This window comes from Rhizobium laguerreae, assembly GCF_002008165.1.
Classification (GTDB): Bacteria; Pseudomonadota; Alphaproteobacteria; order Rhizobiales; family Rhizobiaceae; genus Rhizobium; species Rhizobium laguerreae.
This window is the reverse complement of the sequence record NZ_MRDM01000030.1, coordinates 487,878-505,218: the sequence shown is the minus strand read 5'-3', so window position 1 is coordinate 505,218 and position 17,341 is coordinate 487,878. Positions and strand designations below refer to the sequence as shown.

Below are 17,341 nucleotides of genomic sequence, written 5' to 3'. Positions count from 1 at the left end.
ACTCTCCCTAACCCCAATTTGGCTCTAACCCTGGCCTTAATCCTGGCCGCCCTGTTGCCATTTGCGCCGTTGCAGCCCGAAGAAGCTGAACATGATGGCGCCGAGCAGGAAGGGCACCATGGCGACCGCGATGGCCGCACCCTCGCCGAGCTGACCGCCTGGAATGCCGCGCTGGAAGGATAGCGTCGCCATCAGATGCGTCGCGTTGACGGGTCCACCCTTGGTCAGCACGTAGATGAGCTGGAAATCCGTAAAGGTGAAGAGCACCGAGAAAGTCATCACCACGGCGATGATCGGCGTCAACATCGGCAGCGTCACATAGCGGAAACGCTGCCAGCTCGTGGCGCCATCGAGCGAGGCGGCCTCCTGCAGCGACGCCGGAATCGTCTGCAGCCCCGCAAGCAGCGAGATCGCCACGAAGGGAATGCCGCGCCAGACATTGGCGACGATGACGGATATGCGCGCATTTATGGGGTCCCCGAGAAAGTTGATCGGCCCGCTGATCAGTCCCAGCTGCATCAGCGACCAGGAGATGATCGAAAATTGGGAATCGTAGATCCACCAGAAGGCCAGGGCCGAAAGCACCGTTGGCACGACCCAGGGAAGCAGCACGATGGCCCGGAAGAAGGATTTGAACGGCAGGTGCTGATTGAGCAGCATCGCCAGCCAGAGGCCGAGCGCGAATTTCAGCACCGAGGCAACGGAGGTATAGAGAATGGTGTTGAAGACCGACAGCCAGAAGACGCCGTCGTCCATCAGGAACTGGTAGTTCTCCAGCCCGATGAAGATGCCGTCGCGGCCGATCCTCGTATCGGTGAAGCCGAGCCAGACGCCGAGCCCCAGCGGATAGGTGAGAAAGCAGACGAGGAACACCGCCGCCGGCAGCATGAACAGGAAGCCGAGCACGTTGTTGTTCTGCAGGAGCGAAGAGATCGGCCCGCGTCTATCCTCCGGATTCACCATCGACATTGCTTATCTCCAGATTACGTTTTGAACTCGCAGAGTGCTAGCGGCATGCCGAAGCCGGCATGCCGCTTGCTTTGAAGCGCGGCTCAGACGCGATAGTAGCGGTTTGCCCGGCGTTCAGCTTCCTTCATCGCATCTTCGGGCGACATCTGGCCGGTGACGGCGGCCGCATACATGTCGACCAGAACGTAGTCGGCCATGGTCGCTGCCGAGGCATAACCGAGTGGGCCGCCATAGCCGTTCGGGCGCAATTTTTCCGAGGCGCGCGCATAAGGCGCGTGGATCGGATCGGATGTCCAGATCGGGTTCTGGGCGAAAGCCTTGAGCGGCTGGCAGCAATAGGCGCTGGAGCCCTGGATCCAGGCATTCATCTGGTCGGCTTCCATCATGAACTTGATGTAGGCCTTCGCCGCTTCCGGATATTTGGTGTGCTTGAAGAGAAGCAGTGAGCTCGTCTGGAAAAGCTCGACGCTCTGGCCAACCGGGCCGACCGGGAAATTCGTCGTGCGGATGTCCTTGGCGATCTCGGCGAGCTTCGGGTCGTTCTTGGCTGTGTAATAAACCGAGACGCCGTTGGCGATCAGCGAAACCTGGCCGGCGAGGAAGGCACGGTTGTTGTTGACGTCCTGCCAGCTTTCCGTGCCTGGAATGAAGGTCGCATAGAGCTCCTTGGCATAGTTGATCGAAGCCAGCGTTTCCGGGCTGTTGATCGTTACCTTGCCGCCTTCGTCGACCATCTTGCCGCCGTGGCTCCAAAGCAGCCAATGGGCGTAGTTGTTGCCGTCGCCAACGGCCTTGCCGTGCGGGAAGCCTGCCGGCGTGCCCTTGGCTTTCATCGCCTTGCAAAGCTCAAGCAAGCCTGCCGTGTCTTTCGGGAATTCGCTGAAGCCGGCCGCCTTCACGTGAGTGTCGCGATAGACCACCGCATTGCCGATTGCGGCCAGCGGCATGGCGATGAATGTGTCGCCGCGCGCCGCATAGCCCTTCACACCATCATACCAGCCGCCATATTTGTTGCCGAGATAGTTGGCGAGCTCGGTCAGGTCGACCAGCTTGTCGGGATACTGGTGAGCGTCGTCGAACCAGCACATGATGAGGTCCGGGCCGGAACCGACATTGGCCGCGACGGCAGCCTTTGGGCGGATATCTTCCCAGCTTTCCTTGTCGATGCGCACATCTACGCCGGTCGCGTCTGTGAATTTCTTGGTGTTTGCAATCCAGGCCTCCTCATCGCCCTTGACGAAGGGTGTCCAGCGCAACAGCCGCAGGCTGGCGCCGCTTTCCGGTGTATAGGTCGGTTCGGCCTGCGCGAAGGTCGGCCGGATGCCTAGGCCGGCGGCGCCGGCAACGGCAGCCGAGGCGGCAAGAAAGTCACGTCTCTTAAAACTCATGATATTCCTCCTCTTCAGAAAAGCGGGTGCGAACTCCCCGACGTTCACCTCCCGCATTGCGAACGACGGTCCTTGAATCCCTAAAACGGGGTGCTGCCGGCTTGCGGGCGACGGGGGCTCCTCCGCCCCGCGCAGCCGCCGGACGGCGTCAGTTGGTCAATCTCCGGCCGCTCTCGGCATCGAAGAGATGAACATGCGCGGCGTCGATCGCAACGCGCAGGGTCTCGCCCGGCCGCGCGCTGACGCGTTCGCGGAAGACGCAGCTGAGGTCGCTGCCGCCGAGCCTGAGGATAAGATGCGTCTCGTAGCCGGTCGGCTCGATCACCACGATTTCGCCGGGCAGGCCATCGGCATCGAGCAGGATGTATTCCGGGCGCAGCCCATAGACGAGGTCGCGGCCCAGGGCGTCGGCAGGCGGATTGGAAACCGGGAGCGCCGTGCCGTCCGGCGCCTTGAAACTTTTAGGGTTTTCGGGGTCGATCCTACCCTTGATCATGTTCATCGCCGGCGAGCCGATGAACCCGCCAACGAAGAGATTGGCCGGCTTGTCGTAAAGCTCGAGCGGCGTGCCGATCTGCTCGACGACGCCGTCATGCATGACCACGATCTTGTCGGCCATGGTCATGGCCTCGATCTGGTCGTGGGTGACGTAGACCGTCGTCGTTTTCAGCCGCTGGTGCAGTTCCTTGATTTCGGCGCGCATGGCAACGCGCAGTTTCGCATCGAGGTTGGACAACGGTTCGTCGAATAGGAAGACTTCCGGATCGCGGACGATGGCGCGGCCCATGGCGACACGCTGGCGCTGGCCGCCGGAAAGCTGGCGCGGATAACGGTCGAGCAATTTGTCGAGACCGAGGATGCCGGCGGCATATTTCACCCGCTTCTCGGCTTCCGCCTTCGGCGCCTTGTTCAGCATCAGCGAGAAACCCATGTTCTCCTGTACCGTCATATGCGGATAGAGCGCATAGTTCTGGAACACCATGGCGATGTCGCGGTCCTTGGGCGGCAGCGTGTTGACCACGCGCCCGCCGATCTTGATCTCACCGCCGGAAATATTCTCAAGTCCCGCCAGCATCCGCAGAAGAGTGGACTTTCCACAACCCGACGGGCCGACCAGGATAACGAACTCCCCGTCGGCAATGTCGATATCCACGCCTTTGATCACCGGAAACGACCCGAATGATTTCCGCACATCCGCGAATTGAACGCCTGCCATACCCACTCCTCCCAGAAATCGAGCGCTACATGCTATGTCTTCGTATTTTCGTATATCTTGCCGGCGGCCTTATCTTCTCAAGTCCTTCTGCCGTTGCAATCCCGCATATGCGGGTGTGCCCTGGCGGTACTCTCCTCCTATGGCGCGGTTTTAGCCCAGCCCAATCTCATCCGGACGCACCCGGAGCGTCTTCGGCGAGATAGACCTCGATCAGCTCGTCCACCGTGGTTTCGGCGGAAAAACCCAGTTGCGTCGCGCGTTCGGGCGAAAAGGACTTCGGCCATCCGGCGACGATCCCTTCAATGACCTCGTCGCGGCGGTGATCGATCAAGTCCGCCGCCTCGGGACCGGCAGCACGGCGCAAGGCGGCAATCTGGTCGGCAACGGTGGCGGCGACGCCTGGCATGGTGAGCGTGCGCCGAACACCCAGCGCCGCCGTGTCGAGCGTCGCAGCATGGATCAGGAAGTTGATGGCGGATCGCGGGCTTGCCAGCCAGTGCTTGACCGTTTCTTCGACCGGAAGAACAGCCCGCTGGCCTGCGAGCGGTTCACGCAGGATTCCGGAAAAGAAGCCCGATGCGGCGGCGTTCGGCGCACCCGGCCGGATCACGATGGTCGGCAACCGAATTCCGACGCCGTCGATAAAGCCGCGCCGCGAATAGTCGGCAAGTAGAAGCTCGGATATCGCCTTCTGGACTCCGTAGCTGGTCAGAGGCGCCAGCACGTAATCGTCGGGAATGGGATCGGGAAACGGCGAGCCATAGACCGCGATCGATGAGGAGAATACGAAGCGGGGAACATAGGCCTGGCGGCTTCCTTCCCGGCGGATCGCTTCCAACAGCGATCGCGTGCCGTCGAGATTGACCCGGTAGCCGAGTTCGAAATTGCGCTCGGCTTCGCCGGAAACGATCGCGGCGAGATGGAAGATAACGTCGGCCCGGCGAGCCGCCAGGGCTTCCGCTGCGGCGCTTTCGGAAATATCGGCAGCCAGTGCTTCGACCGGCACGGAGGCGCCGGCCGGCACCAGCGGAGCCGTGACATCCGAGAGCGTCATGCGCGTGATTGCATGATCGCCGAGGGAACCGCTGCGCCCCAGTGTGGCGGCGAGCTTCCCGCCGATCATTCCTCCCGCCCCGATAATGAGAATATGCATCGTGTTTCGCCTCCCTGCGAACTACGAGAAGAGCAGTTTGGTGGTCGTATAAATGCGGGTTTCGTGTATCGCGAAGGCCGCGCATGCGGCGTCCGGATCCCGCGTCTCCAAGCCGGCGAGGATCATCCGGTGGTCGGCGATGCTCGTTGCGATACTCCCGGGCTGCGATACGACGCGCCTTCGGTGGCTCAGAAGATAGGAATAGAGGTCGGCGGCCATATCAGCCAGCACCGCGTTGCCGCCGGAACGATAGATAACGGTGTGAAATTCCCGGTCACATATCAAAAAACGAACAGGATCGTCACAGGCGGCCTCCTGCGCTGCGATCGACTTGCGGAGATAATCAAAAGTTGAAGGTTCCATCTTGAGCGCGGCAGCCCTGACGACCTGTGCTTCGATAAGAAGCCGAGCCTCATGAACATTGTCGAGACTGTAGGCCGCGATGTCGCGATACCGCGCAGCCTGAACGGCCAATTCGCCGACGTCCTCTGATGCCACCACCGTGCGCGTTCCTTGCACAACCGAGAGAATCCCATGCGTGGAAAGGATAAGGATCGCCCCACGGACGGTCTCGCGGCTGACCGAGAGTGCGGAGGCGAGTTCACGTTCGCTTGGCAGCGGATCGCCCACCTTGAGAATGCCGGTGGCAATGAAGGTCGCAATCTTCTGGACGACGAAGTCTTTCATCGACTTCTTCGGCGCTCCACCGAGCGCCGCAACCTCGTCTTCGAGCATCGCTCGAACGTCCATTGCTTTTCCCCTCCCCGCGCTCAGGTCTACTGGTCCGGTAAGTGGACCAGTAGACCTGAGCAAAAGAGGGTTGTCAACGCATGATGGCACGCGATTTACCAAACCGTTATTTGGAGCAGTTTTGCGAATGGCAATATCAGCACGCCGCGAAAACCAGCTGATCACATCGCCGGACGGGCGGACCCCTCCTTCACAAAAGAGGAAACGATCAGGGAACACACCAACCACGTACGCTTGACGACTTCAGATTACGCCTGCCGTCCTCGAAGGTGCCGCCATCTATGGAGCCGACCATCACAAGGTCGGCAAGGTCGATCATATCCATGGCGCGGGCGCCGGCGGCTCCGCGGTCATGCGCGATGAAGACGGCGACGTTCATGCCGTTACGAGCTGGACCAAGGACGAGTTCAAACAGATGCCCGAGTACCGCGACTGGGCGTAATCACATGATGCCTTCCGTCCTGACGTAGTCGTTGACGCTGCAGAGCGGAAGGCCCATCTACTCGTACATGGCAAAACCCAAAACCACCGACGATGCGGAGCTGATCAAGGAGTGGCCCCTATCGACCGCAGCCACGCTCGGATCATCCGTTCGCGCGAAGGGGATTCTGCTGGAGATTCGCGCACGTCTGCCTTTGGCGGTGAGAAAGTCGCTCGAAATCGAGGCGGGTGCTCTGACACTGGCGATGGCTGAAACGGCTAAGAGTGCGTTCCGTGCTGCTTCGTCAGTCGTTTCCAACGCGCTCGAAGACATCGAAAGCCTGCCTGTGATCCCCCGTGAAATCCAGGATATCCTGACGATCTCTACTACCGAGAGACTTCGCTGGCTCAGCGACGGGCGCTTGCCCAGTGCAGGAACCCGCACGGTGAAGCTGCGTGGGCGGGCGAGGAAGATTACCTTCCACGTATTCGACCCGCGCGTGGTGGAGGACATCCTCGACCGAGACATGGTGACAGTCTGGCGCGAAGAGGATGCTGAAGCGACGGCCGAGAAACGACGACGGGCAGCCTTGAAAGCGAAGTTGACGCGTTCGTTGAAGACCAAGGCCAAGACCCCTTCGAAACTTGATGCCGACCCCGACGATGCGTCACGTTCGAAACCTCTCGGCTGGGAAGAGTTCTGTCGCGATGGGTTGCTCCGCTGAGGCGGCGGCACCTCTGCAACGCAGTCTTCGATCCCTTCCTGTCTAACGGTGTCGATCCGCTGATCACTTCTCGCAAAGCTTGGCCACGTTCCTCTCCAGACTTCGCCGGAGGGCGCCAGAGATTTCAGTCTCAAGTCCTTTGACGATGTCGCCGAACCGGCCACCGGTCTTCACGATCTCGATGGAGGTCTCGGTCATCTTGCAGGTCGTAAGGTCGACCTTCAGCCGAACCTCAGCGGTCGCTGAAAACCCTCCTTGTACCAGCGCTTCGTCCGAGGTCTTGCAAGCAAGCGTGCCGCGGGCGCTCGCCTCCGCGGTGTTGCCATTGACCGACAATTGCAGGTTTTCGATCTTCACCGAATCGAGCTTGTCGACGCCTACCTCCACACTGATACCGAAGCTCGATACCTTGGTCTTCAACGACCTGCATGGCTGCGCATCTCCGATGGCCCTCTCCAGGGCATTCGGTGCCTGTGCGTTGGCGAAGGAGCATGGCTGGAGGAGAAAGACTCCTGCCGCTAACAGGCCTAAACGTTTCTGCATCGCTCTCCCATCTCCCTGGATTTCATGCAGGCGCCTCTGAATGATAGGGCGGGATCGGTCTGCGGGAAAGGCAATGGCGGTTGCCCGACCATGACCGTCGCATAATGAACTTAGACGTCAAATATTGTTTTACGACCGATGGAAACCACGTCGTTTGCAGTACGAGTTCGTGGCCGCGGCAAATGGCGAGCCACATCCCTCGCATTCCGATCCGATTACCTGCCCTGAAAGATCCTGTGTCGTCTTTCGAGCCGCTCGTCGATCTTCCCGCGACATGTTTCGGAAACTGTAAGCACAGGAGACCGCAGCTCCGCGTATTGCTCTTAGAACACTGATCTGTTCGAAAGAAAGTGATGATTCTTCAGATCGATATTGGCTTCATGAGCGGCGACTGTGTTCAGGAACCGGTCGAGCATCGAGTTGAAGCTCTCCGGCTTTTCCCAGAAAGGCGCGTGACCAGCACCTTCCATTACATGCGCTTTGCCTTCGAAGAGCAACTGGATGTTCAGGCCCGAAAAATAGCTGAGTTTGACAAAGGGGTCATGAAATCCATTCACAAAAGCAATGGGTATATCAGCCTGTTCGACGGTGCGGCGCTGATCCACCCCCTGCCCCCGCAACATTGCGCGAGAAAAAACGCTCCTTAGTCTCCCGTCTGCGCGCGCTATGGCGTCGCGAAAGGAGGGGTTGCTCGTGTCTCCAAAGCAAAGAGACTGAAACCGCTCCACGTCACGCGATGTAAAGTTCTCTTTTGATGCCAGAAGAATATCAAATGATGGATGGAATCCCCGCAGCATTCCGAGGAGACCGCTGGGGACCGGTGGCGTGCCGCACAACATCAGGCCCGAAATGCTGTTGCCGCTGCCCGCCATCTCAATCGCGACGTGACCGCCAAGCGACCATCCCAGCACGGGAAAGCGATGAAGCCCCAGGCGGGCTGCCACCTCTCCTATGCAGTCGGCAAGACCGGTGACGGTATAAGTTGACTGCGGATCTCGAGCGTCGCTCGATTCGCCATGTCCCGGAAGATCGAGCGCAATCAGACGCCAATTCCGGGACAAATGGCTGTGTAGTTGCCGTGAAAAGACCGTCCGTGAGCTGCCGGAACCGTGTATCATAACCAGTGGTGCAGCGCCATCGATAGTGTCACTGATGCCCACGGCGCCGTGGCTGGTGTCGATTGTACAGTGAAATACGTCCATAAGCTGCGACCCCTAAAGCCCAGCCCGAAGTCTTGCACGAAAATATCTACGGCCGGTGCATGATCATCGTAAACCAGATCTAAACCAGGTCGTGCAATCATGACTCGTTTCAGTGCGGTTGCGTATCATACATCAATCATTTGCCTAGGCGTTGTATACGGGCTAGGTCTGTCGCAGCAGCAATTGTAACCAACCTTTCAAGCCGGGCATCGAGATGCAATTTCTTCTGGACTTCATTATTTCGATCACCAGCCTGACTATCGTCGGGTCCTACGCGTGGTCGTTGCGAGGCCACTTCAACTCACCGAAGATGGAAGCCGGAGCAAAGCTGATCTCCGTCGGCGTCATCGCGACGACGGCGTTTTTCCTGTACCTGGTTTGGTCCGGGACCCAGATGCTATGGGTACAGGTAGTAGGACTGGGATTTGAAATCGGGTCGGCGGGCTTGTTCTGGTGGGCGGTGTCGGCCTCGCGACAGGCCAGGTTGCGCTTTGTGTTCACCCTCGATCATCCAGATAGTCTTGTCACCGACGGTCCCTATCGCTACCTGCGGCACCCTTTTTACACGTCCTACCTGCTCTTCTGGTCGGGGTGGGCGCTGGCATCTTGGTCGATATGGTCGATCCTGCCGGTCTTATTTTTTACGGTTGTCTACGTGATTGCAGCCCGCAATGAGGAGAGGAAGTTCTCCCTATCACCGCTGGCATCCGAATATGAAGCCTATCGGCGCAAGACGGGCTTGCTGACACCGTGGTTCGATTGGCGGTAAACCTGCTTCCGAGGGAGGGTACGCATGGCGAAACCGCGTCAGACGCGATGAAGCTGTACCACGAGGCAGCGGCTCGATAGGCGACTGACCTCCCGACGATGCGATAAAGCAATCAGCGTCGAAAGCCTCCGACCGATGGACTTTTCGGACTGCTCCACGGAAACTGTCGATCGTGGCCAGGCGAGTGTCGTTGCCTGCAACAAATCCAACTTGAACACATGGCATTAATCCGACGCCTGGCCCGGCTGTCGCCACGGTGGATCGCCGGGCGCGAACTCCCAAAGCAATTGCGGTTCGCGCTAACTATCACCTCGAACCCGGTCCGCGGTAAGCCCCTCAATCAAGCCGCGACCCGCGCCTTGGCGAAGCGCTTGATCGCCTGTTCCAGTGGCCGTTGGCCGTCGCAATAGTCTTCCCAGGCCGACGATTTCGCCAGAAGAGCAGGAACGGTGCGGATGGTGAAGCGCTTGGGGTCCAGGTCCGACTTGACCTGGGTCCAGGTCAGTGGCATCGAGACGGTGGCGCCCGGCCGGGCGCGCGGTGACAAAGGCGCCACCGCCGTCGCCATCCGGTCGTTGCGCAGATAGTCGAGGAAGATCCGGCCGTTCCTCAGGCTCTTCGTCATTTTGATCAGATAGAGATCGGGATTGTCGCGCGCCATCTGCTGGCACACATCGTGCGCAAAACCCTTCGCTTCAGCCCACGAAAGCGGCTTGCGCTTGTTGACCGCGAGCGGAGTGACAACGTGCAGACCCTTGCCGCCAGTCGTCTTGCAAAAGCTGATCAGGCCCAGCGCGTCGAGACGGTCCCGCATTTCCCGGGCCGCCGAAACCACAGCGGAGAACGGCACGTCCGGACCTGGATCAAGGTCGAAGACGAGACGCCCGGGCACCTCGGGCTGATGCGGTTCGCAATTCCAGGGGTGCAGCTCGACCGCGCCGATCTGCGCGACGGCGGCCAAGCCTTCGACCCGGTCGATTTGCAGATAGGGCTTTTTATCGCCGAAAACCTTGACCAGTTCGAGAAGGTTCGAGGTGCCGGGCATCGCATGGCGCTGGAAAAATTGCTCGCCGCCGATCCCGTCGGGTGCGCGGATGACCGAACATGGGCGTCCCTTGATGTGCTCGATCAGCCAGGAACCGACGGCTTCGTAGTAGCGGGCCAGCTCTTCCTTGGTGACCGCTTCGCCGTCATTCGCATCCGGCCATAGCGGCTTGTCCGGGTTTGAAATCAGCACCCCCATGACCTCGGCTTTGGCGCTTTTTCGGCGGACGGGCCTGGCCTTCGCCTGCACCGCCGGCTGCGGCACGTCAGTTCGCGCGGGTTTCGCCGGCCGTTCAGCCTTGACCTCTTTCGCCGGCTTGTCTTCCCTCAGCCCCTTGAAGGCCGCCTGCCGGACAATACCGTCTGAGGTCCATCCTGCGAATTCGATTTCCGCCACGAGCTCGGGCTTCAGCCACGTGACCTCGGCCTCCTTTTTCGGTGCGCCGACACCGGTGAAAGGCGATTTCGCCGTCTCGAGCGCCTTCAACTTCGGCAGCAGCGTTTCGACTTTCTTTGCGCCATATCCAGTGCCGACGCGGCCGACATAAACGAAGTGGTCGCCACGATAGACGCCGACCAGCAGGGATCGGAATTTCCCGTTGGTCTTTGCGTAGGCGCCAATTACCACCTCATGGCCGGCGCGGCATTTCGACTTCGCCCAGCTTTCAGTACGGCCGGATTGATAGGGTGCATCCGCTTGTTTGGAGATGATGCCTTCCAGCGAGAGCTTGCATGCAGACCGGAGAACTGCATCGCCGCCAGTCTCGAAATGTTCGACGAAACGAATGCGCGGATCGCTGCCGGCGTCGGACAGGAGGCTTTGAAGCCGCGCCTTGCGCTCGACGAGCGGCAGAGATCGCAAATCCTCCCCTCCCTCATAGAGTAGATCGAAGGCGAAATAGACGAGTTCGCTGGTCTTGCCTTCCGAAAGGGCAGCCTGCAGGGCCGCGAAATCAGGAGCGCCACTATCGTCGAGGGCGCAGATCTCGCCGTCGATGATCGCATCGGGCAATGCCGATGCCGCCTCGGCGATATCGGGATATTTTGCAGTCCAGTCGAGCCCTTTCCTGGTCTTCAGCGTCGCCTCACCATCGAGCACGCGCATCTGGATCCGGTAACCGTCGAACTTGATCTCGTGAATCCAGCCGGTGCCTGCCGGAGGGCGCTCCAGGGTCTGGCAGAGCTGCGGCGCAATGAAATCCGGCAAATCGACCTGTGTCACCGTCTTGGAGTCTCCTCCAGTTCGGGCATCCTCTTTTCTCTCGTCGGCAGCCAGTCCCTGATTGCTGTCCCAGACCGCATCGGCCCGAACATCGCCGCCCTCGACCATGAAAGGCTTGGGCTTTCGTCCTTTGCCGGCCGCGATCATTTCCATGGTTCGGCCGGAGGCAACCGATGTCTGATTTTCTTCGAGGATAGTCGCGCCGTTCTCGTCGACGGAGAACTCGTCGTGGTGTTTGATCAGCAGCCAGTTGGTGCGCTTGCCACGGTCGCGATCGTTGCGCATCCGCACCAGCACGAAGCTGCCGTGCAGGCGTTTGCCTTCCAGCGTAAACTTGAAATCGCCTTTTGCCAGCGCCTGCTCCGGGCTCTTCTTTCCTTCCGGTTCCCAATAGCCCCGATCCCACAGCATGACAGTGCCGCCGCCATACTGGCCTTTCGGAATGGTGCCTTCGAAATCACCATAGTCCAGTGGGTGATCCTCCACCTCGACGGCCAGCCGCTTGTCGTGCGGATCGAGGGATGGCCCTTTCGTGACAGCCCAGGACTTGAAGACGCCGTCCAACTCGAGTCTCAGATCGTAGTGCAGCCGGGTGGCATCATGTTTCTGGATGACGAAGCGACGGCGGTTGCTGCGCGTCAGGCGCTTTTCGCCGCTCGGCTCGGCCGTTTTTTGAAAATCGCGCTTCGATCGATAAGTCGATAGTTTGTCGCTGGCCATAATCGCTCCAGAAAGCAGCCCCGACAGCGAAATGCCGGCTGGCAGCTGGAAGTTCCATCAGGGCGTTTATACCGGCGCTCATCGGGAAAACGCGCGCTTCGGCAAGACCTCGCCTCATCGGAGGCGAGGTCATCACTGATACCCTAGATGGCCGCGTGACGCGCTGGCCGGGGCGGATGCGGAGCGGGCTTCCTCTTCCACGGGACCAGGACGGCCGGCATTCCGACTTCGAGACAGGCCGCCACGAAGGCCTCACGCGCGACGATGCCGGGAATGATCCCGTTAAGCGCGCCGCGGCACGTCTTCACCGCTCGCTCATGGCGCTCTCCATGACGCAGCGGCCATTCGTTCTCGAGAAAATCCAAGGCGTCGTAAACGCCTGTGAAGGTACGCTCTAAACCGCACTGCAGCCGGATCGTCACCGGCCGGATCCATGGAACATCGTTCAGCGGCATCTTTTCCTCCTTTCATGCCACCAATGGTCCTGACGAAATGATATTGTGGCTGTGCGCCGACGGTTCAAGGACCGCCGTGAAGCGTCTCTCAGATGATCTTCTCGATACCGGCATTGGCCCGTCCAGCTCCTGTAGCGCCTGCCTCGGCATGCGTCCTGGGATCAACCCGCCGCAACTGTCAGAAGATAGAGCGGTGAGTATCGGAACAAAAAATTCACCTCACCAAGCATCGTTATCCATGCTCAAGCGTTAATCGCTACCATCAGGATGCAAAGATGCGCTGGGATCAATGGCTGTCCGTTCTCGTCATCACGCTGATGATGGGTGCGTTTCTATGGGATCGTTATCGATATGATATCGTCGCCGTGAGCGCACTTCTCATCGCGATCATTATCGGGGTCGTCCCCGCCAAAAATGCCTTTACCGGCTTTGCCGACGACATCGTCATTATCGTCGGCAGCGCGCTCATCGTGAGTGCGGCGATATCCAGATCGGGGATCATGGATGTCGCCTTGCGCAGATTTTCGCCCGAACGACGTGGGCCAAGGATGCAGCTGATCATCTTGGTTGCCATAGTCGCAGCCCTGTCAGCCTTTATCAAAAACATCGGTGCGCTGGCGATCATGATTCCGGTCGCTGTGCAAATGGCGCGAAAGTCAAACGTATCGCCGTCCATGTTCTTGATGCCGATGTCTTTCGCCTCCCTGCTTGGAGGGCTCATGACGCAGATCGGCACGTCGCCAAACATCATCGTGTCCCGGGTGCGCGAGGAGATCACCGGGCAGCCGTTCATGATGTTTGACTATACGCCTGTCGGCCTGGCGCTCTCGGTCGCCGGCGTTGTTTTTCTGGCGCTCTTCTACAGGCTGCTGCCTGAAAGATCGCGTGTAGAGACATCGATGGACGAGGCGGTAGCGATCAAAAACTATACCACCGAAGCCAAGGTCGCAGCGCCGTCCGGGGCGATCGGGCAGTCGGTCAGCTGGCTGCAGAAACCTGCCGGCGGCGATGCGATGGTCACCGCCATTATCGGCGGCGGCGGGCAAAAGCGCACGCCCCTTCCCGACACCGTGCTCAAGGATGGCGACCTGCTTATTATCGAGGGCGAGCAGAGCGCGCTCGACAAGATCGTCAGCGAAGCCAAGCTTCAACTGTCCGATCGCAAGCACCAGCCGGAGGCGCGCCGCGACATAGGTTCTGTCGAAGCCATTGTCGGCGAACATTCCCGATTGATCGGCGTCAGCGCAAAAGACGTCTCGCTTTTTGACAATACCGGCCTCAACCTTCTTGCCGTCAGCCGCCGCGACAAACGCTTCACCGAGCGTCTGGGGGAGATCAAGATCCGCAACGGGGACGTCTTGGTCCTGCAGGGCAACCTGCAGAAATTACCGGATCTTTTGCGCGAGTGGGGATGCCTACCGCTCGTCGAACGAAATCTGAAGCTCGGCAGCGCCCGCAATGGCCTGGTCCCCGTCATCATCCTCTTGGCGACGATGGCGGCCACGGCCTTTGGCGGGATCCCCGTTGCGACGGCGTTTTTCGCCGCAGCTTTTTTGATGGTGGTCACCGGATCCATCCCTTTGCGGGAAGTTTATCAGCATCTCGATGCGCCCATTCTGATCATGCTGGCCGCTCTCATTCCGATCAGCGACTCGCTCAGGACCACAGGAACCACCGACATCATCGCGGACCTCCTTTCGCGAACCGCCGAAATGCTCCCGCCCTTCGGTGCGTTGGCTCTCATCCTGGTTGCGGCCATGGCCGTAACCCCGTTTTTGAACAACGCAGCGACGGTTCTGGTCATGGCCCCGATCGCCGCGACCTTTGCCGAGCAGCTGGGCTTTAGACCCGATGCTTTTCTGATGGCGGTGGCAATTGGAGCCGGCTGTGACTTCCTCACCCCCATCGGACACCAGTGCAACACGCTCGTGATGGGACCGGGCGGATATCGGTTTGGTGACTACGCGCGATTGGGTCTGCCGCTCTCGCTCATTGTGGTGGTCGTCAGTGTGCCGATCCTGCTATTGGTCTGGCCGATCTGATTGCACCTGACCGGGCGTTGCGGCGACCGATAGAAGTTTCGAAGCCGAGATGTTTTCGTCAAGCAGCGACGTCAGGAAGAGGCAAGCCCAGGATCTCGGCATGTTTACAAAGCTTCTGCCAAGCCACCTCGCCGACCGGCACGCCCTCTTCCAACGCCGAGCGGCGCTTTCGTGCGGCGCTGTCGCCCGGCATGCGAACGGGGCCATTGTTCCAGGGCGCCGGAGGATTGCTGCGGCATGCAGAGGCGAGAAAGTCAGACTGCGCCGTAAAGGCATCCAGCCCGGCAAAAAAGGCGGGATCGATGACCTGAAGGAAAGCGCTTTGCGAAAAGACACCGGACGGCGTGTTGGCCCGTCCCTTGCCGGAAAGCCCCTGCCCCAGCAATTCGACGATCAGCCCGAGCCCAAAACCCTTGTGCCCCTTCAACTGGCCGCCAAGAGGCATCATTGTCCCGCCCCGTTCGGTCACTTCGCGTGGATCATCGGTCGGCTCGCCTGCGGCGGTGAGAGCCCAGGCCTCAGGAAATTTCTTGCCGGCCTTCGCCAGGTTTTGCGTCATGGTCGTGGTGGTGATCGAGGCCGAGACGTCGATCAGGATCGGATCCCTGGACGTCGGGAAGCCGGCCGCCATCGGGTTTGGCGTCAGAAGCGGCTTCGTGCCGCCATAGGGCGCAACGCGGCTTGCAGCGGGATGCGAGACCGACAGCTGCACGATGAGGCCCCGGTCGGTCACCTGCCGCATGAACGCTGAAAGAGCGCAGGTATGATGGCAGTTGCGGATCGCGGCGGTGACGACGCCATGATCGCTTACGCGTTCGCAGGCTTGCTCGATCGCCTTGGTCAGCAGCCATGCACCCGGGAGGGATTTGCCGTCCCAAACAAAGGCTGCGCCGCGGTCATTGACGACCTCATAGCTGCCGGACTTCGCCAGCGAGCCGTCCTCCAACGCCTCGACATACCAGTTCAAAAGGCTGACGCCATGGGTTTCGTGGCCGATCATGTCGCCCTCCACCAGCACGGCGGCAGTCGTTTCGGCCTTGTCGGGCTCCATGCCGGCGCGGGTCAATATCTGCTCGGTGAATTGGGTCAGGGCAATGCGGTCAATCAGCGGCATAGGCATTCCTCCCTCACGTCATGGAAAGCACGGGCCGCTATTTGCGGGCGGCCCGTGCTTAAGTGCGGCAACCCGGCTTACTTGAAGCGGATCTGCGACAACTGCAGTTCGGAATTCGTCGCGATCGTCGGCTTGAAGTCGAGACGCGGCGAGACGCGGGTGAAACCGACCATGTGGAACATCGGGATGTCGGCGATGATTTCGGTATTCACTTTGGCGAACAGCTCCTTCCAGAGTTTTGTTCGCTCGTCGCCGGTGGCAGACGTCGCCTTGGCGATCAGCGCGTCGACGGCAGGATCGCGAACCATGGAGTGCGAGCCGTCGGTCGCGTATTTCACGAATGCGGTGAAGACGGGATCGCCGGTCGCATTGTCGTGCTGCGACTGGGTCAGCGTCGGACCGGAATCGGCGACAAAGGGTGCGACGAAGTAGCCGTTCCACACGGAAACGTCATACATGTCGAGCTTTACGTTCAACCCAACTTCCTGAAGCATTGCCATCATCGCTTCCATCGCTTCGGTGGCATTGGGATATTGCCCATTACGGCCGATGATGCGGATCTCGCGATCGACCGGCACGCCGTCCGTTTTCGCTGCTGCGACCAGTTCCTTTGCTTTTTCGGGATCATACGGCCAGGCGGGAATATCGGCATTGTAGCCGATCGTGGTCGGCACGACGAGCTGTGTCGCGATCTTGGCCTGTTCGGGGAACAGTGTTCCGAGCATCGCCTGACGATCAATAGCGAGGTTCATCGCTTCACGGATGCGCCGGTCGTTAAGGGGTGCTGCGCGCGTATCGATGCGCAGCGATGTCGTCTCCGAATTCGGATAGGCGAAATCGGTTTCCTTGTTGGTGGCATCCTGCACGGATACGGCCGGGACGATATCGGCTTCGCCGGCATCGACCATGGCGGCAGCAACGGCGCTGTCGGAGCGGAACAGATAGGTCGCCTGTTCCACCTGCGGCTTTTCCCCCCAATATTCCGGATTGCGTTTCAGCACGATCGACTGGCCGATTTCCCATTTGTCGAACGTATAGGGGCCAGTGCCGATCGGCTTGCGGGTGAATTCGTCTGCTGGTGTCGCCTCGGCCGATTCCACGGCCATCACGGTCATCAGAAGCGGAAGAATCGGTTGCGCCGGTTTTGTCGTAATCCGGATCGTGTTGGCATCCGGCGTTTCGAAGCTGAACTCGGTGCCGCCGAAATATTTGCCGCCGGTCTCACAGCTGAGCTTCTTGTTCTTGTTGCGCTCGATGGTGAACTGGACATCTTTGGCGGTGAACGGCTTGCCATCGTGCCATTTGACATTCGGGCGCAGCTTGAACTCCCAGGTGTCGTCGTCAATCTTCGACCATTCCGTCGCCAGGCGGGGCTTGAGGCCGCCATTGACGTAGTCGAATTCCACCAGCATCTCGTTGACGTTTTCAGAAATGACCCGGCCGACGTCCTGGCGGGCAGCCATACAGGGCTCGACGACATCGACCGTTTCGGCAAGCACAATAGTGACGTTGCTCTTGGCATCCTGCGCCTGAGCCGAGCCGAAACTCAGCGCGAGCACCGTTGTTGAAAAGCAGGCAGCTAACAAATGCAGTTTCATTTCGTTCTCCT

The 17,341-nt window shown here is 59.9% G+C and carries 14 protein-coding genes and 1 pseudogene; 4 read left to right on the top strand and 11 right to left on the bottom strand.

Annotation, left to right across the window (positions count from 1 at the left end; translation table 11 throughout):
* Nucleotides 1–36: 36 nt before the first annotated feature.
* The 5 genes from BS630_RS32300 to BS630_RS32280 all read right to left on the bottom strand — a co-directional run bounded on the left by BS630_RS32300 (nucleotide 37) and on the right by BS630_RS32280 (nucleotide 5,476).
* Nucleotides 37–969: a carbohydrate ABC transporter permease gene (locus BS630_RS32300; RefSeq protein WP_017956497.1), complete on the bottom strand. Its 933-nt coding sequence runs from the start codon at nucleotides 967–969 to the stop codon at nucleotides 37–39.
* Between the two features lie 83 nt (nucleotides 970–1,052).
* The gene (locus BS630_RS32295; protein ID WP_077980695.1) at nucleotides 1,053–2,357 is read right to left on the bottom strand and encodes an ABC transporter substrate-binding protein; all 1,305 of its coding nucleotides are present in this window, start codon (nucleotides 2,355–2,357) and stop codon (nucleotides 1,053–1,055) included.
* Between the two features lie 148 nt (nucleotides 2,358–2,505).
* Entirely contained in the window at nucleotides 2,506–3,573 is a 1,068-nt protein-coding gene (locus tag BS630_RS32290; protein WP_077980694.1) for an ABC transporter ATP-binding protein, read from the bottom strand.
* Between the two features lie 166 nt (nucleotides 3,574–3,739).
* Nucleotides 3,740–4,726 carry a D-erythronate dehydrogenase gene (gene denD, locus BS630_RS32285; protein ID WP_077980693.1) on the bottom strand — a complete coding sequence of 329 codons (987 nt, stop codon included), beginning with the start codon at nucleotides 4,724–4,726 and terminating at the stop codon, nucleotides 3,740–3,742.
* A gap of 21 nt (nucleotides 4,727–4,747) precedes the next feature.
* Nucleotides 4,748–5,476 (bottom strand): FadR/GntR family transcriptional regulator, encoded by a 729-nt coding sequence (locus BS630_RS32280; RefSeq protein ID WP_077980692.1) that lies wholly within the window; start codon nucleotides 5,474–5,476, stop codon nucleotides 4,748–4,750.
* A 207-nt stretch (nucleotides 5,477–5,683) separates the two neighbouring features.
* Here BS630_RS32280 and BS630_RS38330 point away from each other — a divergent pair.
* A pseudogene (locus BS630_RS38330) lies at nucleotides 5,684–5,918 on the top strand (PRC-barrel domain containing protein).
* 67 nt (nucleotides 5,919–5,985) lie between these two features.
* Nucleotides 5,986–6,621 (top strand): hypothetical protein, encoded by a 636-nt coding sequence (locus BS630_RS32270; protein WP_077980691.1) that lies wholly within the window; start codon nucleotides 5,986–5,988, stop codon nucleotides 6,619–6,621.
* Nucleotides 6,622–6,684: 63 nt separating this feature from the next.
* On the opposite strand, the gene BS630_RS32265 is transcribed toward BS630_RS32270, so the two are convergent.
* Entirely contained in the window at nucleotides 6,685–7,164 is a 480-nt protein-coding gene (locus BS630_RS32265) for an LBP/BPI/CETP family protein (protein WP_077980690.1), read from the bottom strand.
* 323 nt (nucleotides 7,165–7,487) lie between these two features.
* Nucleotides 7,488–8,366: an alpha/beta fold hydrolase gene (locus BS630_RS32260; protein WP_077980689.1), complete on the bottom strand. Its 879-nt coding sequence runs from the start codon at nucleotides 8,364–8,366 to the stop codon at nucleotides 7,488–7,490.
* 214 nt (nucleotides 8,367–8,580) lie between these two features.
* On the opposite strand from BS630_RS32260, the gene BS630_RS32255 reads away from it, so the two are divergent.
* Nucleotides 8,581–9,135: a methyltransferase family protein gene (locus tag BS630_RS32255; RefSeq protein ID WP_077980688.1), complete on the top strand. Its 555-nt coding sequence runs from the start codon at nucleotides 8,581–8,583 to the stop codon at nucleotides 9,133–9,135.
* A gap of 340 nt (nucleotides 9,136–9,475) precedes the next feature.
* On the opposite strand, the gene ligD is transcribed toward BS630_RS32255, so the two are convergent.
* Both ligD and BS630_RS32245 read right to left on the bottom strand, forming a co-directional pair.
* Complete coding sequence (gene ligD, locus BS630_RS32250; protein ID WP_077980687.1) at nucleotides 9,476–12,121, bottom strand: DNA ligase D; 2,646 nt, start codon at nucleotides 12,119–12,121, stop codon at nucleotides 9,476–9,478.
* Between the two features lie 143 nt (nucleotides 12,122–12,264).
* Nucleotides 12,265–12,576: a DUF982 domain-containing protein gene (locus BS630_RS32245; RefSeq protein ID WP_077980686.1), complete on the bottom strand. Its 312-nt coding sequence runs from the start codon at nucleotides 12,574–12,576 to the stop codon at nucleotides 12,265–12,267.
* Nucleotides 12,577–12,851: 275 nt separating this feature from the next.
* Here BS630_RS32245 and BS630_RS32240 point away from each other — a divergent pair, with 275 nt between their 5' ends.
* Entirely contained in the window at nucleotides 12,852–14,618 is a 1,767-nt protein-coding gene (locus BS630_RS32240) for an SLC13 family permease (protein ID WP_077980685.1), read from the top strand.
* A 58-nt stretch (nucleotides 14,619–14,676) separates the two neighbouring features.
* On the opposite strand, the gene BS630_RS32235 is transcribed toward BS630_RS32240, so the two are convergent.
* Nucleotides 14,677–15,738 carry an Ldh family oxidoreductase gene (locus tag BS630_RS32235; RefSeq protein ID WP_077980684.1) on the bottom strand — a complete coding sequence of 354 codons (1,062 nt, stop codon included), beginning with the start codon at nucleotides 15,736–15,738 and terminating at the stop codon, nucleotides 14,677–14,679.
* A gap of 71 nt (nucleotides 15,739–15,809) precedes the next feature.
* Entirely contained in the window at nucleotides 15,810–17,330 is a 1,521-nt protein-coding gene (locus tag BS630_RS32230; protein WP_077980683.1) for an ABC transporter substrate-binding protein, read from the bottom strand.
* Between the last annotated feature and the right edge of the window lie 11 nt (nucleotides 17,331–17,341).

What these genes read in the sequence shown, in the direction of transcription:
- BS630_RS32255 (WP_077980688.1), top strand. Translation starts at nt 8,581, where the DNA reads ATGCAATTTCTTCTGGACTTCATTATTTCGATCACCAGCCTGACTATC.
- BS630_RS32240 (WP_077980685.1), top strand. Translation starts at nt 12,852, where the DNA reads ATGCGCTGGGATCAATGGCTGTCCGTTCTCGTCATCACGCTGATGATG.
- BS630_RS32290 (WP_077980694.1), bottom strand. Translation starts at nt 3,573, where the DNA reads ATGGCAGGCGTTCAATTCGCGGATGTGCGGAAATCATTCGGGTCGTTT.
- denD (WP_077980693.1), bottom strand. Translation starts at nt 4,726, where the DNA reads ATGCATATTCTCATTATCGGGGCGGGAGGAATGATCGGCGGGAAGCTC.
- BS630_RS32300 (WP_017956497.1), bottom strand. Translation starts at nt 969, where the DNA reads ATGTCGATGGTGAATCCGGAGGATAGACGCGGGCCGATCTCTTCGCTC.
- BS630_RS32235 (WP_077980684.1), bottom strand. Translation starts at nt 15,738, where the DNA reads ATGCCTATGCCGCTGATTGACCGCATTGCCCTGACCCAATTCACCGAG.
- BS630_RS32295 (WP_077980695.1), bottom strand. Translation starts at nt 2,357, where the DNA reads ATGAGTTTTAAGAGACGTGACTTTCTTGCCGCCTCGGCTGCCGTTGCC.
- ligD (WP_077980687.1), bottom strand. Translation starts at nt 12,121, where the DNA reads ATGGCCAGCGACAAACTATCGACTTATCGATCGAAGCGCGATTTTCAA.
- BS630_RS32265 (WP_077980690.1), bottom strand. Translation starts at nt 7,164, where the DNA reads ATGCAGAAACGTTTAGGCCTGTTAGCGGCAGGAGTCTTTCTCCTCCAG.
- BS630_RS32260 (WP_077980689.1), bottom strand. Translation starts at nt 8,366, where the DNA reads ATGGACGTATTTCACTGTACAATCGACACCAGCCACGGCGCCGTGGGC.
- BS630_RS32270 (WP_077980691.1), top strand. Translation starts at nt 5,986, where the DNA reads ATGGCAAAACCCAAAACCACCGACGATGCGGAGCTGATCAAGGAGTGG.
- BS630_RS32230 (WP_077980683.1), bottom strand. Translation starts at nt 17,330, where the DNA reads ATGAAACTGCATTTGTTAGCTGCCTGCTTTTCAACAACGGTGCTCGCG.
- BS630_RS32245 (WP_077980686.1), bottom strand. Translation starts at nt 12,576, where the DNA reads ATGCCGCTGAACGATGTTCCATGGATCCGGCCGGTGACGATCCGGCTG.
- BS630_RS32280 (WP_077980692.1), bottom strand. Translation starts at nt 5,476, where the DNA reads ATGGACGTTCGAGCGATGCTCGAAGACGAGGTTGCGGCGCTCGGTGGA.